Consider the following 24,658-nt stretch of genomic DNA (forward strand, 5'->3'; position numbering starts at 1 on the left):
TATAGTCCTACTAATTAGAACCCTTTAGAGCAATCTAAGGGGTTTTAGTGTTTTTGGAATTATTGGTACAAAAAGACAGTCAAAATAGTATATTTGTACAAGTGGTCCTTTTTAATAAGACTACTGCTAATTATTAGGGTAACATGATTATGGCAACAATTCGTAATACAATAAAAACGATTCTAGTAAACGGTATTTTGCTACTATCGTTTACAAGTACTTTTGCACAAGAACTCGAAACACAAAAAGAGCAAGCTCCAGTAAAAATTGATTCACTTTATCGCGAAGACCAATTTTATTTAGGACTTACCTACAATACGTTACAAGATAGTCCTGCGGGTGTTAGTCAACAAAAAATTGCCTTGGGACTCGCTGCTGGTTTTTTAAGAGATATGCCTATTAATAAAAACAGAAATATAGCGATTGCAACAGGAATTGGGTTTGCGTTGAACAATTACAATCAAAACTTAACGATCTCTCAATTAGGTGCGGATATCAATTACTCGATAAATAACAATGGCGCTGGTTTCAGTAAAAATAAATTTACCCAGCTACTGGTTGAAGTTCCTTTAGAATTCAGATGGCGTTCTTCAACATTTGAAAGCTACAAATTTTGGAGAATTTATGGCGGGGTAAAATTCAGTTACTTGTTGTATGATCGCTCCGTATTTACGGCCAGCACGAAGTCGGTTGTAATAAACAATAAAGATTTTAATGAATTTTTATATGGTGTTTATTTGTCAGGAGGGTACAATACAATTAACCTATATGTCTACTATGGTCTCAATCCATTGTTCAAATCAGCGATAGTCGATGGGCAAACTGTCAATTTTAAATCACTACAATTAGGGGTTATCTTTTACATTCTATAACCATAATGGCATCAGTAAAAGCTGAGGTCCACCTCCCAAAAGCATTCCCACTAGTATTTCTTTAATAGTGTGTGCTTTCATTTCTAAGCGAGACGAGGCTACTAGACCAGTAATGAAAATGAGTATTGCAAATAAAACGATGTTTTGTATTTGGTATGCTATGCTTAAGCCAAAATAGAATAGCGTTAGTCCCGTAATTCCCATCATGTGCAGGCTCGCTTTTGACTTAAAAAATAAAAGAATGAGAGCTATTAATGTACTCATTAAAGCACCAAGCATGAAAAAATGCAGTTCGCTATAGCGTTCTAGGGTGATACTTTGCTTTACTAAAATGATAATCAAAAACGACTGAATTACTAAGGGTAGTTTGCGTTCTGAAATTTCAGGCACCATCACCGAACTAATTTTGCCTGTCACCTTCAATAAAAAGAAGAACAAAATAGGGACTACTAAGGTTACAATAAACACTTGCAACAAAACAAAGAGCTGTTCCTGAAATACGAATGTTGTGTTTTTAGAAATTAAATAAAATAGGGTCGCGTATACCGGTATAAAAACGGGATGAAAAAAGTAAGAGACAAGAATTAGTAGTTTTTTCAAGGCGGTAATGTGTTGATATGATTCACAAATATAACAATTATAGTGTACACGAAAAACAGTAAAAGCATGTAGTTTACTACTTTTTAAAAGCTAGTTATATTAAACTGGCTAAAGCAAATAGTGGCTTGCAGTTACCCTTGTTTTGAAAAGAAGTCTTATTTTTGGGGGTAAGGTTGGGTAGGTACGTAACAAACCCAATTTAATAGCAGTTAAAATTAATCATGAGTATATCCATAAAAAGCATTGTTCCGGTTCTTCAATCTCGTTTTATTGGCATTCAATCAGCTGCGACGATCGATTCGGTTTCTATCGATAGTCGTTCTTTGCAAAACAGCTCGAGTACGTTGTTTTTTGCCATCGTAGGACCTAATAATGATGCACATAGTTACATCAATGATTTAATAGACATTGGGGTACAAAATTTTGTTGTTCGTTATATTCCTGATGAATGTAGAGATCGCGCTAATTTTTTGGTTGTAGAGGATACACTCCAGGCACTCCAACTTTTCGCAGGGTATTACCGTAGTTTATTCCATTTCCCGGTAATCGGACTAACAGGTAGTAATGGTAAAACTATTGTAAAAGAATGGCTTAATTTTTTATTAAGTCCGGATTATAATGTGATACGCAGTCCTAAAAGTTACAACTCTCAAGTGGGTGTGCCTTTGTCTGTTATTTCTATAAACGAAAAGCACAATTTAGGAATTTTTGAAGCGGGAATTTCTACTGTCGCTGAGATGGCTAAGCTCGAGGAGATTATCAAACCAACTATTGGCGTACTCACCAGCATAGGATCATCGCATGATGAAGGTTTTGAAAGTACGGAGCAAAAGATCAAAGAAAAACTACTACTCTTTAAGCATTGTGAAATTCTTATTTATCAGAAAAATAAGTTAGTTGATTCCTGTATACCGTTAGGCACAAATTTATTTTCTTGGAGCTACAAAGATAAAACAGCAGCTGTTTTTGTGAGTAAAACCGAAACAGTAAATGCACAAACCACCTTGACCTGCCACTATCAAGGCACCGATTATCAACTACAAATTCCTTTTCAAGATAAGGCTTCGATTGAAAATGCCATTTCGTGTTTTCTCGTATTACTCTATTTTAAATACGATTTTGAAACGATTCAGTCTCGAATGGCACTACTGTTTCCGGTTGAAATGCGATTAAAAGTGAAAACCGGAATTAACAATTGTAGTATAATCGATGATAGTTACAGCTCTGATTTTCAGTCTTTAAAAATCGCTTTGGATTTTTTAGAAAGCCAAAAGCAATTTTCTAAAAAAACCTTGATTTTATCGGATATTTTTCAAAGTGGCTTATCGATAGAGGAGTTGTATTCTAAAGTAGCGCAGCTCATAGTTTCAAATAATATCACGAGAGTTATCGGAATAGGTAACACCATTTCAAATTTTAAAGAGTCCTTTATAAACTGTATCACATTTGAAACTACTGCTGATTTTATTGCGAAATTTGACACACTCGATTTTAGCAATGAAACCATTTTAATTAAGGGAGCACGATCTTTTCAATTTGAAGAAATTGTTTACATGCTCGAAGAGAAGACGCATGAAACGGTGCTCGAAATTAATTTGAATGCCATTAGTTATAATCTAAATTTTTTCAAGTCTAAGCTTGCGCCAAAGGTAAAAACGATGGTGATGGTAAAAGCTTTTGGCTATGGAAACGGAGGATTAGAAATCGCAAAATTACTTGAGCACCATAAGGTTGATTATCTAGGTGTGGCTTTCGCCGATGAAGGCATTTCGTTAAAAAATGGAGGGATAAAAACGCCAATTATGGTGTTAAACCCGGAGAATACCAGTTTTGCAGCCATTATTCACTACAAGTTAGAACCCGAAATATATTGTTTAAAGGGATTGCATGCTTTTTTAAAAATTGCCAAACAAAAAAACCTACAGCAGTTTCCGATACATATTAAAGTCGATACTGGAATGCACCGTTTGGGTTTTGAGGAAAATAATTTAGAGGAATTAGTTTCCACCTTAAAAAACGAGTCTTCGGTTAGGGTTCAAAGTATATTGTCACACCTCGCTACTAGTGATGATCAGCAGCATTTGGATTTTGCCAACGGTCAAATACAGCTATTTGAAAAATTATCTTCCAGAATTATAAACGAACTAGAGATCAACCCAATTCGTCATATTTTAAATACCTCAGGAATCAGTAATTTTCCCAACGCGCAATACAATATGGTACGGTTAGGGATTGGTTTGTACGGCGTTTCCAATGATCCAGCGGAGCAGAAATACCTTGAAAACGTAGGGACATTGAAATCGGTAATTTCACAAACAAGAATGATTGCTGCTGGCGAGAGTGTAGGATACGGCCGTAAATTTATAGCCGATAGGCCCACTCGTGTGGCTACTATTCCTATAGGTTACGCAGATGGAATCTCTAGAGCTTGGGGAAATGGACTAGGATTTGTCTCTATCAAAGATAAAAAAGCCAAAATTTTGGGCAGTGTTTGTATGGACATGCTGATGGTGGATATTACAGATATTGACTGCACTGAGGGTGATTCGGTTATTATTTTTGGGGACAAACCCACGGTTTCTTACATTGCCAAAAAGCTGAATACGATTCCTTATGAGGTATTGACTAGTATTTCCCAACGGGTAAAACGTGTATTTTATCGTTGATAATTGATGATTACCGAGATTTTAAATTGTTAAGGTTTTTTTAACATATCTTAGAGTTCTAAAGAAAAGTATTAATCTAAAAAAATAAAAGTATGGGATTTTTCAGTGATTTTAAGGCCTCTTTAATGAAGGGCGATGTATTAAGTTTAGCAACTGCCGTAGTAATTGGTGGTGCTTTTGGTAAAGTTGTAGGTTCAGCCGTCGACGATATTATAATGCCTGTTGTAGGTTTGCTTACGGGAGGTGTTGATTTTACAACTAAGTTTATTGCATTAAATGGGGAAAGCTACGTTAATCTTGATGCCGCTAAAGCAGCAGGAGCAGCCGTAATTACTTATGGTAATTTAGTACAGGCGATCATTAATTTTGTGATTATAGCATTTTTTGTGTTTGTTATTTTAAGAGCCGCTGAAAAATTAAAAAAGAAAGAAGAAGCTGCACCAGCACCTGCAGCACCAGCTGGACCTACTCAAGAGGAATTACTTACTCAAATTAGAGACTTGTTAAAAAAATAAGACCGCTACATTATATGTTCAACTTAACCACTCGCTCAAGCGGGTGGTTTTTCTTTTTGTTACAATTGTAACATTTTGTTACTTTTTGTGAACGGTATTATTTTTATTTCTTTATTACTTACTTTTGTACCATTAAAATAACAGTCCTAAATTAAATATAAAATGAAAATAGCAGTTGTAGGTGCAACCGGAATGGTTGGTGAAGTGATGTTACAAGTTTTAGCAGAGAGAAATTTTGTTGGTAATGAGGATGAATTAATTCTTGTGGCTTCGGAAAGATCTGTAGGTAAGGAAATTTCTTTTAACGGAAAATCCTATGCAGTAGTAGGTCTTGCTACAGCGGTTGCTATGCAACCTGCTATCGCTTTATTTTCTGCTGGTGGAGAAACTTCGTTAGAGTGGGCTCCTAAATTTGCTGCAGCAGGAACAACTGTCATTGATAACTCTTCTGCATGGAGAATGGATTCTACAAAAAAGCTGATAGTACCTGAAATTAATGCATCTGAGTTGACAAAGGAAGATAAAATTATCGCAAACCCTAACTGCTCAACGATCCAAATGGTGCTAGCATTGGCTCCTTTGCATAAAAAATACAATGTAAAACGAATCATTGTTTCTACCTATCAATCAATTACGGGTACAGGTGTAAAAGCAGTACAGCAACTAGAAAATGAATATGCTGGAATCGATGGTGAGATGGCTTATAAATATCCTATTCACCGTAATGCCATTCCACAATGTGACTCATTCGAGGAAAACGGGTATACAAAGGAAGAGATGAAGTTAGTGCGTGAAACTAAAAAGATATTAAGTGATAATACAATTGCCGTAACTGCTACTGCTGTTCGCGTACCTATCGTAGGTGGACATAGTGAGGCATTGAACGTAGAGTTTAGCAATGACTTTGATGTTGATGAGGTTCGCACTATTCTACGAGCAACAGACGGAATTGTTGTTCAAGATAATTTACAAGAATTTGAATACCCAATGCCAATGTATGCCGAGGGTAAAAACGATGTTTTTGTTGGTAGAATTAGAAGAGACGAATCACAACCTAACACGCTTAACATGTGGGTAGTTGCTGATAATCTTCGTAAAGGTGCTGCTACAAACACCATTCAAATAGCAGAATATTTAAGAAGCCACGATTTAGTTTAGACTTCTTTTATCTTTATACATAAACCATTTTAAGCAACATTTGATATTGTATGTTACTTAAAGTGGTTTTTTTTTGTGTTTTAGTTACCTTTGCTTGTGATGCAAAATAAAAAATACTTAATTAGTATGTCATTAGTGATGACGGTATTGTTTTCAATACTGTTTCAATCACTGCATACCTATGAGCATTTTGTTCAGCAATTTGCGGACAAAGAATGTCATCACAAAAAGAACAATTACGGTGAACCAGAGATCACCCATCAACACCATTCACAGGACGATTGTAAGGTGTGTCAGTTTAATTTTGGTTCTTATATTGCCCCTAAAGTAATCACGTACGATCTTAATTCAAATTTTAAAAAAGTACCTTATCTTTTCAATTCCCAGAATCAAATTTTTATATTTTCGGGAAGTTTATACACCCATAGAGGACCGCCCGCAATTTATACTTAATAAAACGCTGCATTTATTAAGTTGCTCCAATTCTAATTTTCTATGGAGTAAAGCAAAATCAATTCCTGTTTTCTTTTTATAAAGAAGTACTCTCTTTTGCATTCAAGATAAAATCGGTGCTGTAAGTCAGTCGGATTCTATCTTGATTAGCTTTTGGTGTTGTTTATTGTAAAAAGCAAAATCTATTTAGTTCAATCCATACAATCATTTCAATGAAAAATATATTTATAATCCTATTAGTAGGGTTTTCGGCAATGCTACAAGCGCAAAATACAGTTTCGGGAACAGTAACCGATAAAGATAAAAATCCAATAGTAGGTGTCTCTGTTTACGCACCTGAGTTACATAAGGGAACTACAACAGATGGAAGCGGAAATTATACGATCTCAAATGTTCCAGTGGGTTCCTTAAAAGTAGTTTTTGATTACGTTGGTTATAACAACCTAACTAAAACAATTCTAGTTGCTGCAAATAGTAACACTTTAAATATTAGTTTGGAGCAAGCCATTTTTAAAATGGATGAGGTAATTGTTTCGACTGCCTTTAATAAATTGCAGTCTCAAAATGTTATGAAAGTCGAGCATGCCACCATCAAAGAGTTGCAACAAAAAGGAACGGCTACGCTTATAGAAGGTTTAGCTACTATTCCAGGTGTCTCGCAAGTTTCGACAGGAACATCCATAGGGAAACCTGTAATTCGTGGTTTAAGTGGGAACCGCGTTTTGGTTTATTCGCAAGGAGTGCGTATGGAAAACCAACAATTTGGTGATGAGCACGGTCTCGGTTTAAATGATGCTGGTGTCGAAAGTGTTGAGGTTATAAAAGGACCTGCTTCGTTGTTGTATGGTTCAGATGCCTTAGGGGGTGTTTTGTATTTTAATCCTGAGAAATTTGCCGACGCGAATACATTCAAGGCTGATTTCAATCAAAAATTATTCTCAAACACGTTAGGAAGTAATTCTTCACTTGGATTAAAAACATCAACTGACAGTTGGAAATTTCTTGCTAGAGGTTCCTATAATACGCATTCAGATTATCGAATTGCTGGTGGTGAGCGTGTAACCAACACTCGATATAATGAAACCGACTTTAAAACCGGAATTGGGTATAGCAACTCCAAGTTTATAAGTACGTTGCGATACAATTACAACAAACTAGATTTAGGAATTCCCGAAGACGGAATAGCAGAGCAGTCTTCAAGCAAAACTACCGGTTTCCCGAGACAAGGTGTTTTTAGTCACTTGCTAAGTTTAAATTCAGTTGTTTACTTTAAAAATACCAAGCTAGATGTCGATTTAGGATATGTATCTAATGATCGTTCTGAGTTTGAAGATAGTGACGTAGCTGGTTTGCAAATGAAATTAAATACTTTTAATTACAATACTAAATTCCATCTTCCTAAGGTTGGCGCTTTTGAATCCATTATTGGTGTTCAAGGAATGCATCAAACGAATGTAAACTCTGGCGAAGAATACCTTATTCCTGATGCTACTACAAATGACTTTGGAATGTTTGGAACTGGAAATTATGAATGGGGATCAAGCGTTGTTCAAGCAGGTTTACGATTTGATAACCGCCAAATTACTTCTATTGAAAATGGTGTAGTTGGTGAGGAAGGGTATTTTAAACCCATCGATCGTTCGTTTAATAGTTTTAATGCTTCAGTGGGATACAAAACCAGTTTAGCTGATAATTTCACGATGCGTTTAAATGTGGCTTCAGGATTTAGAGCGCCTAACTTGGCTGAATTAACATCTAACGGTGTTCACGAAGGGACGAATCGCTATGAAATTGGAAACGAAAATTTAAAAACAGAGCAAAACGTACAAACGGATTTGAACCTAGAATACAACAACAGCCATTTTGAATTTTTTGTAAATGGTTTTTACAACCACATTAATAATTACATCTATACTTCGCCGGCCGGTTACGTTTTAGACAACAATGATGTGTTTGATTACATACAAGACAATGCTAAATTATACGGTGGAGAAGTTGGATTTCATTTCCATCCTCATCCTTTAGACTGGTTGCATTATGAAACGAGTTTTGAAACCGTAACGGGTAAAAAACAAGATGGGGAATACTTACCATTGATTCCGGCTAATAATTGGAATAATACTATTAGAACTGAGTTTTCAATCAAAAAATGGTTGGACCAAGGTTTTGCAACCCTAAACTTAAGCTCTACTTTTAATCAAAATAATGTTAGCGGTTTTGAAACAAGATCAGCAGGGTATACGCTGGTTAATTTAGGTTTTGGTGGAAAAGTTACTTTGGGTAAAACGATTTTTAACGTGAACTTAAACGGAAATAATCTATTTGATAAAAGATACATCGCGCATCTTTCCCGATTAAAAAATGATGGTATTCCTAATATAGGAAGAAACGTTGTTTTAGGTGTGAATTTTACACTTTAAAAAACCACAAGCTAAGACTCGTTATTATTTAATAAGAACCCAAGGCGCAAGGTCAATTTCACAATTGATTTTGCGCCTTATTCGTTTATATAAGCATATTTTAATACAACTTAAAACTAAGTTTTGTATATTTGTTTAACATTTGTAAATAATGCTTAAACAAAATAAAACTAGTAGGCAGTAGCGGTGAATAAAACCCCCATAAATATCGTTTGGTTCAAAAGAGATTTACGTTTCGTAGATAACGAAGCCTTGTATGCTGCATACCATTCAGGATTGCCGTTATTGCTGGTCTATTTTTTTGAACCTTCAGTTATGAGTTATGACGATTCTGATGTGCGTCATTGGCGGTTTGTATATGAATCCATTCAAGATTTGCAAAAAAAGCTCGCTCCAATCAATGCTACCCTGCATTTTTTTCATAATGAAGTAAGCAACGTATTTACTGAATTAGTAAAAAAGTACGATATAAAGACGGTGTTCTCACACCAAGAAATAGGAAATAAAGTTACCTATGACCGAGATATTGCGATGCAATCTTTCTTTCAGCAACATAATATTAACTGGAAAGAGTCGCAAATGCACGGCGTTATTAGGAGATTAAAATCAAGACAGCATTGGGATAAGCGATGGGAAGAGGTCATGCGTGCCGAACCAAAAATGCTCGATGAAAAACAACTGAATCTAGTTGCTCTCGATGCTCATTTTTACGACAGACTAAAAGGCGAACCGCTTTCCGATGACATCACAACTCGAAATACCAATTTTCAGCAAGGTGGGGAATATTGGGCTTGGCGTTATCTAGACAGTTTTGTAAAGGAACGATACGTTAATTACAGCAAGCACATTTCTAAACCCGCATTGAGTCGAAAAGGCTGCAGCCGCTTATCGCCTTATTTGACCTACGGGAATATTAGTATGCGAATGATTTACCAATACACCAATCAGCATTACGAGAATTCAAAAAATAAAAGAGCGATTCTCAATTTTGTTTCGCGACTGCATTGGCATTGTCATTTTATTCAAAAGTTTGAAGACGAATGTCGCATGGAGTTCGAAAATGTCAATAGAGCCTATGATACTTTGGTTAAACCAAAGAACGAAACTTATATAAAAGCGTGGCAAGAGGGGAAAACAGGTGTGCCTATTGTTGATGCTTGCATGCGTTGTTTGGTGGCTACCGGTTATATTAATTTTAGAATGCGCGCCATGGTAGTGTCTTTCTTTACTTTTAATTTATGGCAGGATTGGCGCGAATTGCATTTTTTAGCAAGGCAATTTTTAGACTATGAACCAGGCATTCATTATCCGCAAATCCAAATGCAATCAGGGACAACGGGAATCAATACGATCCGAATTTACAGTCCCATAAAAAACTCGGAAGATCACGATACCGAAGGTGTTTTTATCAAACAATGGGTGCCGGAGCTAGCCGAAATACCAGTGAATTTAATTCATGAACCTTGGAAGTTAAATCCCATCGAACAGCAATTTTATAAATGCGAAATAGGAAAAGATTATCCTGAGCCGATTGTAAACATTGATGAAACCAGAAAATTTGCCAGTGATATTGTATGGAGCTTCCGCAAAAAAGACGAAGTGAAAGAGGAGGGAAAACGAATTTTGAAAAAACATGTGAGTAGAAAGCCAAATTTGCAAAGCAAAAATGTGCGAATCACTCATTCCGAACTGGATTCGGAATCTGATCTAAGTCCAAGAACTAAAAAGACAAAATCTTAATGACACTATTTTTAAAAGCAAATTGGGAAAACATCATAATGGCCAATTATGAAATTGATCCTGCTATATTAATTCCTTTTTTACCAAAAGGAGTCGAACTCGATTTGTTCGATGGTAAGGCTTACATTAGTTTGGTTGGTTTTATGTTTAAGGACACCAAACTGTTTAATATTAAAATTCCCTATTTCGGGACGTTTGAGGAAATCAATTTACGCTTTTATGTAGTTCGGAAAGAGGGCAATTCATTCAAAAGAGGCGTAGTATTTATCAACGAGACGATTCCCTATCCCATCGTGGCTTGGATGGCTAATAAACTATATAATGAGAAATATACTGTAGTTCCTACGAAGCATCAAATTAGTGGGGACGGAGCAACTAAAAAAGTAAATTTTGAATGGCTACTCAATAAAAAATGGAATAACATTTACGTGGAAGCGACAACAGTTGCAAAGCCAATGCAGTCTGATAGTCTAGAAAAGTTCATCTACGAGCATTATTACGGTTATACCAAAATTGACGAAAACACCAGCGAAGAATACAAATTACAACATCCGAGCTGGCTTGTAAATAAAGTAGAAAAGTATACGATAAATTGTGATTTCAAAGCGATGTACGGTGAAGCTTTTTCTGTTTTGAATGACACGGAGCCCGCTGCCGTTTTCATAGCCGAAGGATCATCAGTAGGAATAGAATGGAAGCGAAACCGATTAAATTTTGAACATGAAAGGAGTTAAAAAACAAAACCTACCCTCAAAAATGTGTATCGTTTGTAACCGCCCTTTTGCATGGCGAAAGAAGTGGGAAAAAGTGTGGGACGAGGTAAAATACTGCAGTGATAAATGCAGAAGCAATAAATAATACAATGAGTAAAACAGTACGATTAATTCTTGGTGATCAACTTAATTCCAATCATTCTTGGTTCAAAACCGTGGATGATTCGGTGGTGTATGTGATGATGGAAGTGCGATCAGAAACCGATTATGCCAAGCACCATATTCAAAAAGTAGTTGGTTTTTTTGCTGCTATGCAAGCTTTTTATGCAGACTTAAAGGCTAAAAAGCATCAAGTAATTTATATCTATTTGAATGATGCGGATAATTTGCAATCTTTCGATAAAAACATAAAAAGTCTTATCGAAAAGCACCAATTCACACATTTTGAGTACCAGCAACCTGATGAGTTTCGATTGGATGAAGTATTGAAGGAGTTGTGCAATAACCTTTCAATAACTACTTCAGTGGTAGATTCGGAGCATTTTTATACGACACGAACGGAATTGGCTGATTTTTTTGAAGGTAAAAAGACGTTTATTTTAGAGAATTTTTATCGCATGCTTCGCAAAAAACATGATGTCCTGATGGAAGGAGGTCAACCGTTGACTGGGAAGTGGAATTACGATAGCGAAAACAGAAAAAAATTACCTAAAAACCACAAACCTACGGCGCCTTTAGTTTTTGCTAACAACATTACTAAAATTCTTAAAGAAGTTAATAAAACCGATATTCAAACCATCGGGACCATAGATGCTACTAATTTTGTTTGGCCAGTGAATAGAGAGCAGTCGCTTGAATTATTAGACTTTTTCATCGAGGAGTGTCTGCATTTATTTGGGAGTTATCAAGATGCGATGACACCAAATGAGTGGTCGTTGTATCACTCCAGATTGTCTTTTTCGATGAATATCAAAATGATTTCACCACAAGAAGTGATCAATAAAGCAGTTGAAGCTTGGCAGGCAAACCCGGATAAAATTGAATACAATCAATTGGAAGGTTTTGTTAGGCAAATTATAGGTTGGAGAGAATACATGCGAGGTATTTATTGGTTACAAATGCCGGAATATGCCAGTATGAACTTTTTTAACAACCAAGAAAAATTACCCGATTGGTTTTGGACGGGGAAAACTAAAATGAATTGTTTGAAAGACGCCATCAATCAATCGCTAAACTTCGCCTATGCACATCACATTCAACGACTGATGATCACGGGGAACTTTGCGCTTTTGGCTGGAGTACATCCGGATGAAATTGATGCGTGGTACTTGGGTATTTATATTGATGCTATTGAGTGGGTCGAAATCACCAATACACGCGGTATGAGTCAGTTTGCTGATGGAGGTATTGTAGGTACTAAACCGTACGTTAGCTCCGCTTCTTATATTGATAAAATGAGTCATTATTGCGGCAGTTGCTTTTACAAGAAAGAGGTTAAAACGGGCGATAAGGCGTGTCCGTTTAATAGTTTGTATTGGAATTTTTACGATAAAAATGAAGATAAACTAGGTAAGAATCCCCGAATTGGAATGATGTACAATGTATGGCGAAAAATGAAGCCCGAAGCGCAAACTGCATTGCTAGAACAAGCCGATTATTATTTGAAAAATATTAATGAATTATAAAAGAGTAATTAGCTGCCAATTTTTATTCAGCAAAATTATATTACTATGAAAACAGCTATAGTTTGGTTTAAAACCGATTTACGATTAGAAGATAATGAAGCATTATTAAAAGCAATTGCGCATGGTGATTCCGTATTGCCAGTGTATTGCTTTGACGATGCCGAGTTCAGAATTACAAAATACGGCTATCCTAAAACGAGTAGTTTCCGAGCGCAGTTTCTATTGGAATCTTTAATTGATTTAGATGCTAATTTGCGTAAAATAGGTTCAGGCTTATTGATTTTGAAAGGAAATCCCGAAGTTGAAATTCCTAAAGTTGCAGCCCAATACAAAGCCCAAAAGGTTTTTGCAAAAAGAGAAGTCGCTTATGAAGAAAAGAAAATGGAAGCCAAGGTGCAAGAAGCGCTGTTTAAAATACGCTGCGAGTTAGAGACCTTAAGTACAAGCACCATGTATCATGCCGAAGATTTGCCGTTTGCCATTAAAAATATTCCTGATGTGTTTACGCAATTCCGTCGTAAAACCGAATTAGACGCGACCGTTAGAGCCGTTTTTGCAAAACCGGACAGCATTGCTTCTCCTGAAATACCTGAACTAACTTTGCCTACGTTGGAAGAGCTAGGTTTAGAATATACACCTATCGATTTTCGTGCAGCTATTCAATTCAAAGGGGGAGAAACCGAAGCGCTAGCGAGATTGAACCATTATTTTTATGAAACTAAAAACCTTTCAGTTTACAAAGAAACACGAAACGGAATGGTAGGAGAAGACTATTCTTCTAAATTTTCAGCTTGGTTGGCTCTAGGATGTATTTCTCCTAGAACGATTTACGACCAAGTAAAAAAGTATGAGGAAATGCACGAAGCTAATGAATCGACCTATTGGTTAGTTTTTGAGTTGTTATGGCGTGATTTTTTCCGATTCATGTTCAAAAAATACCAGACAAAGTTTTTCCTATATGCGGGTATAAAGACTGATAAGCCTAATTCGAAATCCTTAAACGAGAAATTACTCTCGCAATGGATTAATGGCGCCACAGATTCCCATTTTATTAACGCCAACATGATCGAGTTGAAGGAAACGGGTTTTATGAGTAATCGTGGCCGTCAAAACGTGGCGAGTTATTTTTGTAACGAACTCAATATGGACTGGCGATTGGGTGCCGCTTACTTCGAATCGCAATTGATTGATTATGATGTGTGCAGCAATTGGGGCAATTGGGCCTACCTGGCAGGAGTTGGTAATGACCCTCGCAAACACCGTTATTTCAATATCGAGAAGCAAGCAAAGGATTACGACAAGGATAGCGTTTTTAGAGATTTATGGTTGAAATAGCAGCATGATCTAAAATTTGAAAGTAACTTTTTGAAACTTCTAAATTTAAGAACCGTTTTAATGTGATTTTTTTTCGCAAAGAGCCACAAAGTTAACTCAGAGGTTCGCTAAATTTTTAACCATTTACGTGTTGCGTTAGTTTAATATTTAACCATTAAGGCATTAAGATTCATTAAGTGTTGTTTTAGTATTCTTAATTTTCCTTAATTTCTTAATGGTGAAAAAGAATTTTGCGGTTCTCCGTGAAGCCTCTGCGCGTCTCTGTGTAACAACATATACCCACACTGAACCAAAAAAACTTATATGGCTTATATGTTAAAAAAATTTCGCGATTCTCTGCGCAATCTCAGTGCACCTCTGCGCAACAACCTTTACCCATACTCAACGAAATAAAAACTTATATGACTTATATGGTAAAAAAACTTTGCGATTCTCTGCGCAACAACCTATACCCACACTGAACCAAAAAAAACTTATATGACTTATATGGTAAACAAGAGTTTTGCGATTCTCCGTGAAATCTCAGTGCACCTCTGCTTAACAACCTTTACCCACATTCAACCAAAGAAAAACTTATGTGTTAAACAAATTCACAGTAACAAAAACCAACATTTAACGACCAATCTTACTAACGCTTTTCATTTATACAGGAAGCCAATGATTTTCCTTATTTTTGTACTAACCAATAAAAAAGACTAATGAAAAAATTAATTTTAATAATGGCAGTTACCGCAACAACCGCATCTTACGGACAAAGTCCGCTTAAATATCCTGCAACCAAAAAAGGAAACGTAGTGGATACCTATTTTGGTACGCAAGTGAACGATCCGTACCGATGGATGGAAGACGACCGATCAGATGAAACCGCTGCTTGGGTAAAAGCACAAAATGAAGTGACTTATGGTTATTTAAACCAAATTCCGTTTCGTGCCGCTCTAAAATCAAGATTAGAAAAATTATGGAATTACGAAAAAATAGGAGCTCCATCCAAAGAAGGAAACTTTACCTATTTTTCTAAAAATAACGGACTGCAAAATCAGTCGGTAATGTACCGTAAAGATGCTAGTGGTAAAGAAGAAGTTTTCTTAGACCCAAATACGTTTTCGAAAGACGGAACCACTTCTCTTGGAGGAATCGATTTCTCAAAAGACGGTTCTAAAGTAGCTTACGCCATTTCAGAAGGCGGAAGCGACTGGAGAAAAGTAATAATAATGGACGCCCTGTCTAAAAAAATAATCGAAGACACTATCGTCGATGTAAAGTTCAGTGGATTGTCGTGGAGAGGAAACGAGGGTTTCTATTACTCAAGCTATGAAAAACCAAAAGGAAGCGAGCTTTCTGCAAAAACAGATGAGCACAAATTGTACTTTCATAAATTAGGAACGTCTCAAAAAGAAGATAAGGTAATCTTTGGCACAGACCAAAAACGCAGATACATTGGTGGTTACGTAACCGAGGATGATGCTTATTTGGTAATTTCGGCGGCAAATTCAACTTACGGAAACGAATTGTACATCAAAGATCTTAAAACGCCAAATAGTCCAATTGTAACGATCGTTGATAACTTCAATAGTGATAACAGTGTGATTATGACCGAAGGGAAAAAACTATTTATCGAAACCGATCTAAAAGCACCTAACAAACGTATTGTAACCGTTGATTTCAGTAAACCTACTCCAGATAAATGGGTTGATTTTATTGCAGAGACAGATAATGTGTTATCACCATCAACAGGTGGCGGTTATTTCTTTGCCAATTACATGAAAGATGCTGTTTCAGTTGTAAAACAATATGATTATTCAGGTAAAATGCTACGCGAAATTCAGTTACCAGCAGTGGGAACAGCGGGCGGTTTTGGCGGAAAGAAGAAAGACAAAACATTGTACTATTCGTTTACAAACTACACTACACCCGGAACAATTTATGCCTTTGATCCTAACGCAGGAAAATCAACTGTATATGAAAAACCCAAAGTAGATTTTAAAAGCGATGATTACGAGTCGAAACAAGTGTTCTATACTTCTAAAGACGGAACAAAAATCCCAATGATTATTACCTATAAAAAAGGGTTACAGCTAAACGGACAAAATCCAACTATGCTTTATGCATATGGTGGTTTTAATGTGAGTTTAACTCCAAGTTTTAGTATTGCTAATGCAGTATGGTTAGAAAACGGAGGAGTTTACGCCGTGCCTAATTTACGTGGAGGTGGAGAATATGGTAAAAAATGGCACGATGCAGGAACTAAAATGCAAAAGCAAAATGTATTTGATGATTTCATCGCTGCAGCCGAATATTTAATTGCTCAAAAATATACTTCCTCTAATTTCTTAGCCATTCGTGGCGGATCAAACGGAGGTTTATTAGTAGGAGCAACGATGACACAACGACCAGATTTGATGAAAGTGGCCTTGCCAGCAGTGGGTGTAATGGACATGTTGCGTTACCATACCTTTACCGCAGGTGCAGGTTGGGCGTACGATTACGGAACATCGCAAGATAGTAAGGAAATGTTTGAATACATCAAAGGCTACTCGCCAGTGCAAAATGTAAAAGCAGGAACACAATACCCAGCAACGATGGTAACCACAGGAGATCATGATGATCGAGTAGTGCCGGCACACAGTTTTAAATTTGCGGCCGAGTTGCAAGAAAAGCAAACAGGTCCAAATCCTACGTTAATCCGTATTGATGTCAAAGCAGGTCACGGAGCAGGAAAATCAGTAGCGGCTACGATTCAGGAAAATGTAGACATCCAGGCCTTTACCTTATTCAATATGGGCATCAAGGAATTGCCTGTTACGAAATAAATAAGAATGAGGAGCTATTTCCTGCTGTTCGCTGTATCTCTTGTGGCGAACCCCGCCACAAGAGGATGCCGCTTCCATCAGGGCTAGGACAGTCGGTTAATAAACCTATTTACAAAAAAAAACGCTATTCTTCGGGATAGCGTTTTTTTGCTTCTAACAAAATAATGCTTAAATAGTTAGCTCCACAATCCATTTGCTGCAGTTGCAAAATCGTCATTTTATTTCATAATTATTTGCTAATTCATTCGTTTTTCGGGTCTTCATTCGTTAACTTTGAGAGACAATCAATAATACAATAAACTATGAAAATACAATTTAACACAGACAAAAATGTAGAAGGACATCAAAGAGTAGAAGCTTATTTTTCTGCTGAATTAGAAAAAGAATTAGCTCGTTTTGAAGAGAAAATAACACGCATCGAGGTGCATGTAGGTGATGAAAATAGTGATAAGCCAGGAATCAACGACAAACGTTGTTTAATCGAAGTTCGTCCTGCCAAATTGCAACCCGTTGTCGTGACTGCTCATGCGGATACTGTTGAAAAAGCATTTCATGATGCTTTAGCTAAAGTTAAAAAAACATTGAGCACCACTTTCGATAAGCAAAAAGCACATTAGATATACGTCCGTTCAGGATACAGCATAAAAAAAGGACTAGCACGAAGGTGTTAGTCCTTTTTCTTTACATTTATTAGTAGTGGTTTAATTAACTAATTTACTTGTTATCAAATAATAAAGCAGCCAGTGCTTCGTCTCTTGTGTAAATATCATCATAGAAATGTAGTATTCCATCAGTGTCTTCCCAAGCGGTGAAATATCCTATGTAAACCGGAATTTTGTTTTTAAGCGGGTACCATTTTTCTTTTCCAGCATGCATGGCTTCGTCTATTTTCTCAGGATTCCAGTCAGGATCATTTTCCATGATTTTATAAGCAAGTTCTGCTGGCTTTGCCACTCGAATGCAACCGTGGCTGAACGCTCTTTGATCTTTACTAAATAAATATTTGGAAGGCGTGTCATGTAAGTAAATGGCATTCGAATTAGGGAATAAAAACTTCACCAAACCTAAGGAGTTTTTAACCCCTGGCTTTTGACGCACATTTCCATTGTTCCATTCCATATTATGTGAGGCAAGGTAATTTGGGTCTTTGGCTATAGCCGGCAATACCTCTTTTTGAATAATACTTGTGGGTAAATTCCAATACGGACTAAATACAATGTACTTCATGGGAGCGCTAAAAATAACGGTCTTATTAAGTGTTTTCCCTACGACCACATTCGATTTTAAAACAATTTTCCCGTTTTTAAAATAAGAGAGTTCATAGGAAGGAATATTCACTGCAATAAGTTCTTTGGCCTTACTGATGTCTTTCGATACCCATCGGCAGCGTTCCATATTTACGACAAGCGTTTTGATTAGCGAGCTCACAGGCGTACTCAAGTAATTCAAAGTAGAACCATACAATAACTTGTCGCCATCAATTCCGCGGGTTTTTTTGAATTTCACAACAGCCTCCGCAAGAGCAGATTCATAAATTAAGCTTTTAGAATCAGTTTTTAAAAACCCATCAAGAAAGAGTCTTTTACGAACCTGCGCAATTGCTGGTAAACTATCGCCAATTTTTAGGGTTTTATAGCCGGTAGGAAGTGCAATAGAGTCCCAGCCTCCTTTTTGTTCAATCTCACGGTACTTTTTTAATTGGTTTTTCAATAAATAGTATTGGCTAAACAGGGTTTTTTTCTGTTTTTTGATCGATCCAGGATCAATTACTAAAGAGTCTGTGTAAGTAGTATAGGACTGTTTTTCTCGGGGTAAAAACCACTCCATCTCATTTGATTTTGCCGCTTCAATACCGTGATAGACTTTGTCAATGTAAAAAAAGTATAGGGCGGTAGTAAGTAATTCTGAATTGGTATCGGGTTTTTGAGATGCAATCGCGTTTTCATAAACGGAGTTTAATTCGGTTTTATACGGAATCGCAGTTTCAATCCCTTCTTCAGGAAGATTAATGATCTTGTTGTACGCTACACTGGCAAACTCATTAGATCCATTTTTATCATACCATAAGTAATGATAGTCGTATTTGCGATACAGTTTGTTTACATCGAGTTGGTATTTTTGCAAAAGCGGATGTTTCTCGAAAAAAGAAGACACCAAGGTGCTGTCAAAAGGAATTTTACTTAAATCTACTTTTTCTTTCTTTTGAGATGCTGCTAAATCATCGGCATGGTTTTTTTTACATGACGCACAAATGAGTAGTAGTAAACTAGCAAGCATTAAGCAAGTTGTGATCGATTTCTTCATTCCCTAGATCTGATTTTTTTGGGTGTAAAAATACACAAAAACGGTCACCGTCAGCTTATTCATTACCCTATTTTAAATATTATTGTTAAAATACTATCTTTACTTCTAAATTAGTATCAAATCGTTACTTTCTGAATTACGAAATTCAAATTCTGTCATCATGAAAAATAATATTGCCTGCGTATTGCTTGTTGTTCTGTTGTCTTCTTTTAGTTCTTTTTCTATGAATTCTGATAGGGATAAACAAAAAATTAATTTGGTTCTTGATCAATGGCATAAGGCTGCTGCCGAAGCGAAGTTTGATGCCTATTTCAATTTGATGACAAATGATGCTGTTTTTATAGGAACGGATGCTACAGAGAATTGGAACAAAGAACAATTTCAGGCATTTGCAAAACCGTTTTTTGATCGTGGAAAGGCGTGGAGCTTTACGGCGGTCGAGCGTCATATTTTTTTTGATAAATCGGGAAAAACGGCTTGGTTTGATGAATTGCTCAGTACTCAAATGAAAATTTGTAGAGGTTCAGGTGTGTTAGTTAAGGTTGGGAACGACTGGAAAATTCAGCATTATGTACTTTCGATGACGATTCCAAATGATAATAGCAACGAAGTTGTCAAAATTAAATCTCCTATCGAAAATGCTTTACTAGAAAAATTCAGTAAAAAGTAAAAGGGGAACCTTTTTTTTCGAATTTCTCTTATAACCGATTATATTTTTGCTGACAGTCCCGAGGTTTCATATATTTCCTTAATTTTGCCAAGCAATAAAATAGGTCGAATTGGCCTCATTAAAATAGTGGAAACAAAGTGGGAAGCAAAAATAAATTAAAGAGATTCAGGGAGAACGAGACATTTACTAATGTATTTCAGCCAACAAGAGAAGAAGTAGTAGGTGATTTATTCCCATTAAAAGGGAAGTGGAACCAAGACTTTTTTAAGAATGACAATCCGCTAGTACTAGAATTAGGTTGTGGAAAAGGAGAGTATTCTGTTGGTTTAGCCGAAAGATATCCTAATAAAAACTTTGTTGGAATAGATATCAAAGGAGCTCGTTTTTGGCGTGGTGCTAAAACAGCAGTCGAAACAGGACTGCAGAATGTGGCTTTCATCCGTACCCAAATTGAATTAATCAATCATATTTTTGCCGAAAACGAAGTAGACGAGATTTGGATTACTTTTCCAGATCCGCAAATCAAGTACAAGAGAACGAAGCACCGTATGACCAATTCAGAATTTCTGCAATTGTATAAAAAAATCCTGAAGAAAGACGGTGTAGTGAACTTAAAAACCGATAGTGAGTTTATGCACGGCTACACGCTAGGGTTGTTGCATGGAGAAGGTCATGAGGTGTTGTATGCGAATCACAATGTATACGTAAACGAAGGAAGTCCAGAGGAAGTAACTGCTTTTCAGACCTTTTACGAAAAACAATATTTGGAAATTAACAAGGCAATTACGTATATTAGATTTAAAATTAAAGAGTAGATCAGTATCGTACGCTAACTGTTTCCTTGTTCCAATTTCCATTCTTGTCTATGAATATACTTATTTCGCTACTTACAGGCTTTGCCACTGCTTTTATTGGGATAACTCCTCCAGGGTTACTGAATATGACGGCAGCTAAAGTAAATTTGAAAGAAGGGACAAGAAATGCAGGTTGGTTTATTTTTGGAGCCATCATCATTATTTTTTTTCAAGCCTTTGTTGCCATACTTTTTGCTCGTGTCATCAATGTTCGCCCTGATATTGTAAACCTATTGCGAGAAGTAGGCTTCGCTCTTTTTGGAGCTTTGACTATTTATTTTCTGTGGATCGCGAAAGCGCCTAAAATTAAAAAAGCAAAAATCAAAAAAAGCAGTCAAAAGAAACGTTTTTTTCTAGGCATGCTGCTTTCGGCATTGAACTTTTTTCCAATTCCCTATTATGTTTTTGTAAGTATCACACTTTCTTCTTATGATTTGTTTTCCTTTGAACTGTCCTCTGTTCTGACTTTTGTGACTGGAGTGGTTCTTGGATCTTCTATTGTGTTTTATTTTTACATCCGGTTTTTTCAAAAGATAGAATCAAAAGCCGATTACCTGCTGCGGAATATGAATAAAATTATTGGTAGTATAACAGGGTTAATCGCTTTGGTTACGTTATTTAATATTATTCGTTTCTATTTGTAATACAACCTAATTTGAAATGGCAGACGAAAGCTTCTTCGAGAGAGTATATGTGATTGCAAGGCAAATTCCATTTGGCAAAGTAACCTCCTACGGCGCTATTGCAAAATCTATTGGTGCGGCACGATCAGCACGAATGGTAGGTTACGCCATGAATGCCTCTCACAATATGGAGGATATTCCGGCACATCGAGTGGTAAATAGAAAAGGATTACTCACGGGTAAGTTCCACTTTGATGGTACTAACTTGATGCAGCAGTTGCTAGAAAGCGAAGGTGTTAAGGTAGTTGATAATCAAATTATTGATTTCGAGAATCATTTTTGGCAACCGCCAATGACCGAGTTAGAAGGTTGATTTAGCTTAATTTTTATAAATTTTTTCGGAATTCTTTGCCATCAATACCGTTGATTTATCCATCAATAAATCCAATCTAATTTCTTTATTTTAAGAACTTAATCTGTTATCTTTGTAATCTGAAATCAGTTTAAATAAACATAATATTTAAGCAGATAATCCTCAATTGAAAACAGTACAATTATAATGAAATTAGATAGAAAAGAAATCCTAAAAGCTTTAGAAACAATTACTATCGCTGGAGAAGGAAAAAATATGGTCGAAAGTGGTGCCATTGCAAACGTTATCACTTTTGGAGATGAGGTTGTAGTAGATTTAGTTTTACACACACCAGCAATGCACATCAAAAAACGCGCAGAGGACGACATCAGAAAAACCATTCTGGAGAAAGTATCTCCTGACGCTAAAATCAAAATCAATAGCAAGGTCGAAGCGCCGGAGAAAACTGAAATTAAAGGGAAGTCTATTCCTGGAATAAAAAATATTATTGCCGTTGCCTCAGGAAAAGGAGGAGTAGGGAAATCTACTGTAACGGCAAACCTAGCCGTATCATTGGCTAAAATGGGTTTTAAAGTAGGTGTCTTAGATGCTGATATTTACGGACCATCGATGCCAATTATGTTCGATGTCGAAAACGAAAAACCAGTATCGGTTACCGTGGACGGAAAATCTAAAATGAAACCTGTAGAAAGCTACGATATAAAAATGCTTTCTATCGGATTTTTCACTTCACCATCACAAGCAGTAATCTGGAGAGGACCAATGGCTTCTAAAGCCTTGAACCAAATGATCTTTGATGCTGACTGGGGAGAACTAGACTTTATGCTTATCGATTTACCTCCAGGAACCGGAGATATCCACCTTTCGATCATGCAATCGTTGCCTGTTACAGGAGCAGTTGTAGTAAGTACTCCACAAGCGGTCGCATTGGCTGATGCAAAAAAAGGAGTATCTATGTTCCTGAGTGAAGCTATCAATGTGCCAGTTTTAGGAATTATTGAAAACATGGCGTATTTCACACCCGAAGAGTTGCCAGAAAACAAATACTATATCTTTGGTCAAGAAGGGGCTAAAAACCTAGCAGATGATCTTGAAGTGCCATTCCTAGGCGAAGTACCTATCGTGCAATCAATACGCGAAGCAGGTGATTTCGGACGTCCGGCAGCGATGCAAACTGGCTCGGTTGTAGCGACTGTTTTTGAAGAAATCACGCGTAAAGTAGTAGAGGAAACCGTAAGAAGAAATGACAGTTTACCGGCTACCGAAGCAATCCAAATTACAACTATGGCAGGATGTTCTGCCGTTAAAAAATAATAAGAAATAGAATTTCTATTACTTTAAAAAAAACCATATGACAACAGAAGAATTAACTATTGAAGTTCATAAAGCGCTAGAGGAAATCAGACCTTTCTTGAATTCTGACGGTGGCGATATCACCTTGATATCCATCGAAGATGACAAGCATGTCAAAGTGCGTCTCGAAGGAGCTTGTACGAGCTGCAGCGTAAACCAAATGACTTTAAAAGCAGGCGTAGAGACGACCATTAAAAAGTTTGCCCCGCAAATAGAGACTGTTGTAAATATTTTATAAGATTAGGGCATGACCCTTATTGTAAAAAAGGCTTATTCTTATTGTATTGAGTCGCCTTTTTTACAATAAGCGTCGGGCTATTCGCGCTACTTCGGTAGCTTGCTACTATCCCTCATGCAACCCACTACTGTAATCAAACCCACAACTAAAACACAACACCCAATCTAATGGATGTACTAATAAAAATTAAAGATCGTGAAGGAGTCGTGCACGAATTGCAAGCTCCAACTGATATGGCCATGAATATAATGGAATTGTGCAAGGCATACGAGCTTCCAGTTGAAGGAACTTGTGGCGGGATGGCCATGTGTGCTTCTTGTCAATGTTATGTGCTAAATGAAGTCGCTTTGCCTGAAATGGGAGAGGACGAGGAAGCCATGTTATCCGAAGCTTTTTATGTTAAATCAAACAGCCGCTTGGGTTGCCAAATACCAATTACCGAGAGTCTAGAAGGTTTAGAACTAGAATTAGCTCCCGAAAGTTAATAGAAAAGCGAGAAGAAATTCTCGCTTTTTTTAGTTCTGCAAAGCGTCTACTGCTTTTGTAATGATTCGGTTTACGAATAAGCTATAGGCTTTTTCCGAAGGATGTAATCCGTCAGTTGCAACTAATTCAGGGTCTTGTAACCCTCGTTGCGTAATATCAGTTATGTTGGTATAAGCGATCCCATTTTCTTCACAATATTTTCGTGCCAACTCATTGTAGGAGGCGATTTCTTTCGAAATTATACTGCCTCGACCAGATCGGCTCCCAAAAGGAGTGTATGCATAATCCGGTATCGAAACAACGATGACATTGGTTTTGTCATTGCCAGCCAATACAATTGCTTTTTCCACCAGTTCCTTAAATTCCTTTTCGTAGACCGTAAACGGTTGTCCTCGGTATTGATTGTTCACGCCTATTAATAAGGTTACTAAATCGTAATTAGTTGCTGGATTTTGATTTTGTATGGCTGCTTTTAAGTCGGTAGTAGTCCAGCCGGTTCTGGCAATGATATCAAGGCCAAAACTATTTTTTAAGTTTAAATTCTCGAGGGCTTTTTTTAGTTGCTCAGGAAATCGGCAACTGCTGCATACACTTTCTCCAATAGTGTAACTATCACCAATTGCAAGGTAGTTTGCTTTTTTGGTAAAAGTAGGAAGTGATAGGTTTTGTGGTGCTGTCGAACTAGTGTCGATAACAGCTGCTTTAGTAGCCGAATTTTCAACACTGCAGCTTATCGTAACCGATAGCAAAAAGAACAACGTAACTAGTATTCGCAATTGATTGACCATTT

The 24,658-nt window shown here is 36.7% G+C and carries 23 protein-coding genes; 20 read left to right on the forward strand and 3 right to left on the reverse strand.

Translation table 11 applies throughout. The features are described 5' to 3' along the window. The first annotated feature begins 149 nt into the window (after positions 1–149). Positions 150–872 carry a porin family protein gene (locus tag ACZ2G0_RS04795; RefSeq protein ID WP_470309237.1) on the forward strand — a complete coding sequence of 241 codons (723 nt, stop codon included), beginning with the start codon at positions 150–152 and terminating at the stop codon, positions 870–872. Here the strand turns inward: ACZ2G0_RS04795 and ACZ2G0_RS04800 are convergent. Next, entirely contained in the window at positions 867–1,472 is a 606-nt protein-coding gene (locus ACZ2G0_RS04800) for a hypothetical protein (RefSeq protein ID WP_470309238.1), read from the reverse strand. The two genes, ACZ2G0_RS04795 and ACZ2G0_RS04800, sit on opposite strands and share 6 nt — an antisense overlap. A gap of 221 nt (positions 1,473–1,693) precedes the next feature. On the opposite strand from ACZ2G0_RS04800, the gene ACZ2G0_RS04805 reads away from it, so the two are divergent. The 12 genes from ACZ2G0_RS04805 (at position 1,694) to ACZ2G0_RS04860 (ending at position 17,584) form a co-directional block, all read left to right on the forward strand. Then, positions 1,694–4,138 (forward strand): bifunctional UDP-N-acetylmuramoyl-tripeptide:D-alanyl-D-alanine ligase/alanine racemase, encoded by a 2,445-nt coding sequence (locus tag ACZ2G0_RS04805; RefSeq protein WP_470309239.1) that lies wholly within the window; start codon positions 1,694–1,696, stop codon positions 4,136–4,138. A 92-nt stretch (positions 4,139–4,230) separates the two neighbouring features. After that, positions 4,231–4,653 (forward strand): large conductance mechanosensitive channel protein MscL, encoded by a 423-nt coding sequence (gene mscL / locus ACZ2G0_RS04810; RefSeq protein WP_470309240.1) that lies wholly within the window; start codon positions 4,231–4,233, stop codon positions 4,651–4,653. Between the two features lie 162 nt (positions 4,654–4,815). Continuing rightward, entirely contained in the window at positions 4,816–5,811 is a 996-nt protein-coding gene (locus tag ACZ2G0_RS04815; protein ID WP_470309241.1) for an aspartate-semialdehyde dehydrogenase, read from the forward strand. 99 nt (positions 5,812–5,910) lie between these two features. Further along, entirely contained in the window at positions 5,911–6,264 is a 354-nt protein-coding gene (locus ACZ2G0_RS04820) for a hypothetical protein (RefSeq protein ID WP_470309242.1), read from the forward strand. A 212-nt stretch (positions 6,265–6,476) separates the two neighbouring features. Further along, positions 6,477–8,684, forward strand: coding sequence for a TonB-dependent receptor (locus ACZ2G0_RS04825; RefSeq protein ID WP_470309243.1), 2,208 nt, complete (start codon positions 6,477–6,479; stop codon positions 8,682–8,684). 186 nt (positions 8,685–8,870) lie between these two features. Continuing rightward, positions 8,871–10,424 (forward strand): cryptochrome/deoxyribodipyrimidine photo-lyase family protein, encoded by a 1,554-nt coding sequence (locus tag ACZ2G0_RS04830; RefSeq protein WP_470309244.1) that lies wholly within the window; start codon positions 8,871–8,873, stop codon positions 10,422–10,424. Beyond that, on the forward strand, positions 10,424–11,158 hold the full coding sequence (locus tag ACZ2G0_RS04835; RefSeq protein ID WP_470309245.1) for a YqjF family protein: 735 nt from the start codon (positions 10,424–10,426) through the stop codon (positions 11,156–11,158). The genes ACZ2G0_RS04830 and ACZ2G0_RS04835 overlap by 1 nt, the downstream gene beginning before the upstream one ends. A 22-nt stretch (positions 11,159–11,180) precedes the next feature. Continuing rightward, complete coding sequence (locus ACZ2G0_RS04840; RefSeq protein WP_470309820.1) at positions 11,181–11,282, forward strand: DUF2256 domain-containing protein; 102 nt, start codon at positions 11,181–11,183, stop codon at positions 11,280–11,282. A gap of 4 nt (positions 11,283–11,286) precedes the next feature. Then, positions 11,287–12,822: a cryptochrome/photolyase family protein gene (locus tag ACZ2G0_RS04845; protein ID WP_470309246.1), complete on the forward strand. Its 1,536-nt coding sequence runs from the start codon at positions 11,287–11,289 to the stop codon at positions 12,820–12,822. Positions 12,823–12,867: 45 nt separating this feature from the next. Beyond that, entirely contained in the window at positions 12,868–14,157 is a 1,290-nt protein-coding gene (locus ACZ2G0_RS04850) for a DASH family cryptochrome (RefSeq protein WP_470309247.1), read from the forward strand. A 719-nt stretch (positions 14,158–14,876) separates the two neighbouring features. Next, positions 14,877–16,967, forward strand: a complete 2,091-nt coding sequence (locus tag ACZ2G0_RS04855) for a prolyl oligopeptidase family serine peptidase (protein WP_470309821.1) — start codon at positions 14,877–14,879, stop codon at positions 16,965–16,967. 302 nt (positions 16,968–17,269) lie between these two features. Then, entirely contained in the window at positions 17,270–17,584 is a 315-nt protein-coding gene (locus ACZ2G0_RS04860) for an HPF/RaiA family ribosome-associated protein (RefSeq protein ID WP_300287917.1), read from the forward strand. A gap of 97 nt (positions 17,585–17,681) precedes the next feature. Here the strand turns inward: ACZ2G0_RS04860 and ACZ2G0_RS04865 are convergent, their stop codons facing one another. Continuing rightward, positions 17,682–19,271, reverse strand: a complete 1,590-nt coding sequence (locus ACZ2G0_RS04865) for a L,D-transpeptidase family protein (RefSeq protein WP_470309248.1) — start codon at positions 19,269–19,271, stop codon at positions 17,682–17,684. 160 nt (positions 19,272–19,431) lie between these two features. On the opposite strand from ACZ2G0_RS04865, the gene ACZ2G0_RS04870 reads away from it, so the two are divergent. The 7 genes from ACZ2G0_RS04870 to ACZ2G0_RS04900 all read left to right on the forward strand — a co-directional run bounded on the left by ACZ2G0_RS04870 (position 19,432) and on the right by ACZ2G0_RS04900 (position 23,867). Next, positions 19,432–19,941 carry a nuclear transport factor 2 family protein gene (locus tag ACZ2G0_RS04870; RefSeq protein ID WP_470309249.1) on the forward strand — a complete coding sequence of 170 codons (510 nt, stop codon included), beginning with the start codon at positions 19,432–19,434 and terminating at the stop codon, positions 19,939–19,941. A gap of 137 nt (positions 19,942–20,078) precedes the next feature. Beyond that, positions 20,079–20,756 (forward strand): tRNA (guanosine(46)-N7)-methyltransferase TrmB, encoded by a 678-nt coding sequence (trmB, locus tag ACZ2G0_RS04875; protein WP_470309250.1) that lies wholly within the window; start codon positions 20,079–20,081, stop codon positions 20,754–20,756. 50 nt (positions 20,757–20,806) lie between these two features. After that, the gene (locus ACZ2G0_RS04880) at positions 20,807–21,439 is read left to right on the forward strand and encodes a LysE family transporter (RefSeq protein ID WP_300287922.1); all 633 of its coding nucleotides are present in this window, start codon (positions 20,807–20,809) and stop codon (positions 21,437–21,439) included. A 16-nt stretch (positions 21,440–21,455) separates the two neighbouring features. Further along, on the forward strand, positions 21,456–21,791 hold the full coding sequence (locus tag ACZ2G0_RS04885) for an MGMT family protein (RefSeq protein ID WP_470309251.1): 336 nt from the start codon (positions 21,456–21,458) through the stop codon (positions 21,789–21,791). A 186-nt stretch (positions 21,792–21,977) separates the two neighbouring features. Further along, positions 21,978–23,105, forward strand: coding sequence for an Mrp/NBP35 family ATP-binding protein (locus ACZ2G0_RS04890; RefSeq protein WP_300287925.1), 1,128 nt, complete (start codon positions 21,978–21,980; stop codon positions 23,103–23,105). A 37-nt stretch (positions 23,106–23,142) separates the two neighbouring features. Then, on the forward strand, positions 23,143–23,382 hold the full coding sequence (locus tag ACZ2G0_RS04895; protein ID WP_187009359.1) for a NifU family protein: 240 nt from the start codon (positions 23,143–23,145) through the stop codon (positions 23,380–23,382). Between the two features lie 167 nt (positions 23,383–23,549). Further along, on the forward strand, positions 23,550–23,867 hold the full coding sequence (locus tag ACZ2G0_RS04900) for a 2Fe-2S iron-sulfur cluster-binding protein (RefSeq protein WP_470309252.1): 318 nt from the start codon (positions 23,550–23,552) through the stop codon (positions 23,865–23,867). Positions 23,868–23,897: 30 nt separating this feature from the next. Here the strand turns inward: ACZ2G0_RS04900 and ACZ2G0_RS04905 are convergent, their stop codons facing one another. Then, positions 23,898–24,656: an SGNH/GDSL hydrolase family protein gene (locus ACZ2G0_RS04905; RefSeq protein WP_470309253.1), complete on the reverse strand. Its 759-nt coding sequence runs from the start codon at positions 24,654–24,656 to the stop codon at positions 23,898–23,900. Positions 24,657–24,658: the final 2 nt, after the last annotated feature.

The sequence above is a fragment of the Flavobacterium sp. KKT103 genome (assembly GCF_055640565.1).

Bases quoted from the DNA above. Each gene is read 5' to 3' on its own strand.
- ACZ2G0_RS04905 (WP_470309253.1), bottom strand. From the start codon at position 24,656: ATGGTCAATCAATTGCGAATACTAGTTACGTTGTTCTTTTTGCTATCG.
- ACZ2G0_RS04880 (WP_300287922.1), top strand. From the start codon at position 20,807: ATGAATATACTTATTTCGCTACTTACAGGCTTTGCCACTGCTTTTATT.
- ACZ2G0_RS04850 (WP_470309247.1), top strand. From the start codon at position 12,868: ATGAAAACAGCTATAGTTTGGTTTAAAACCGATTTACGATTAGAAGAT.
- ACZ2G0_RS04860 (WP_300287917.1), top strand. From the start codon at position 17,270: ATGAAAATACAATTTAACACAGACAAAAATGTAGAAGGACATCAAAGA.
- ACZ2G0_RS04840 (WP_470309820.1), top strand. From the start codon at position 11,181: ATGTGTATCGTTTGTAACCGCCCTTTTGCATGGCGAAAGAAGTGGGAA.
- ACZ2G0_RS04890 (WP_300287925.1), top strand. From the start codon at position 21,978: ATGAAATTAGATAGAAAAGAAATCCTAAAAGCTTTAGAAACAATTACT.
- ACZ2G0_RS04795 (WP_470309237.1), top strand. From the start codon at position 150: ATGGCAACAATTCGTAATACAATAAAAACGATTCTAGTAAACGGTATT.
- ACZ2G0_RS04835 (WP_470309245.1), top strand. From the start codon at position 10,424: ATGACACTATTTTTAAAAGCAAATTGGGAAAACATCATAATGGCCAAT.
- ACZ2G0_RS04815 (WP_470309241.1), top strand. From the start codon at position 4,816: ATGAAAATAGCAGTTGTAGGTGCAACCGGAATGGTTGGTGAAGTGATG.
- ACZ2G0_RS04845 (WP_470309246.1), top strand. From the start codon at position 11,287: ATGAGTAAAACAGTACGATTAATTCTTGGTGATCAACTTAATTCCAAT.
- ACZ2G0_RS04825 (WP_470309243.1), top strand. From the start codon at position 6,477: ATGAAAAATATATTTATAATCCTATTAGTAGGGTTTTCGGCAATGCTA.
- ACZ2G0_RS04855 (WP_470309821.1), top strand. From the start codon at position 14,877: ATGGCAGTTACCGCAACAACCGCATCTTACGGACAAAGTCCGCTTAAA.
- ACZ2G0_RS04805 (WP_470309239.1), top strand. From the start codon at position 1,694: ATGAGTATATCCATAAAAAGCATTGTTCCGGTTCTTCAATCTCGTTTT.
- ACZ2G0_RS04885 (WP_470309251.1), top strand. From the start codon at position 21,456: ATGGCAGACGAAAGCTTCTTCGAGAGAGTATATGTGATTGCAAGGCAA.
- ACZ2G0_RS04895 (WP_187009359.1), top strand. From the start codon at position 23,143: ATGACAACAGAAGAATTAACTATTGAAGTTCATAAAGCGCTAGAGGAA.
- ACZ2G0_RS04820 (WP_470309242.1), top strand. From the start codon at position 5,911: ATGCAAAATAAAAAATACTTAATTAGTATGTCATTAGTGATGACGGTA.
- ACZ2G0_RS04865 (WP_470309248.1), bottom strand. From the start codon at position 19,271: ATGAAGAAATCGATCACAACTTGCTTAATGCTTGCTAGTTTACTACTA.
- mscL (WP_470309240.1), top strand. From the start codon at position 4,231: ATGGGATTTTTCAGTGATTTTAAGGCCTCTTTAATGAAGGGCGATGTA.
- ACZ2G0_RS04900 (WP_470309252.1), top strand. From the start codon at position 23,550: ATGGATGTACTAATAAAAATTAAAGATCGTGAAGGAGTCGTGCACGAA.
- ACZ2G0_RS04870 (WP_470309249.1), top strand. From the start codon at position 19,432: ATGAAAAATAATATTGCCTGCGTATTGCTTGTTGTTCTGTTGTCTTCT.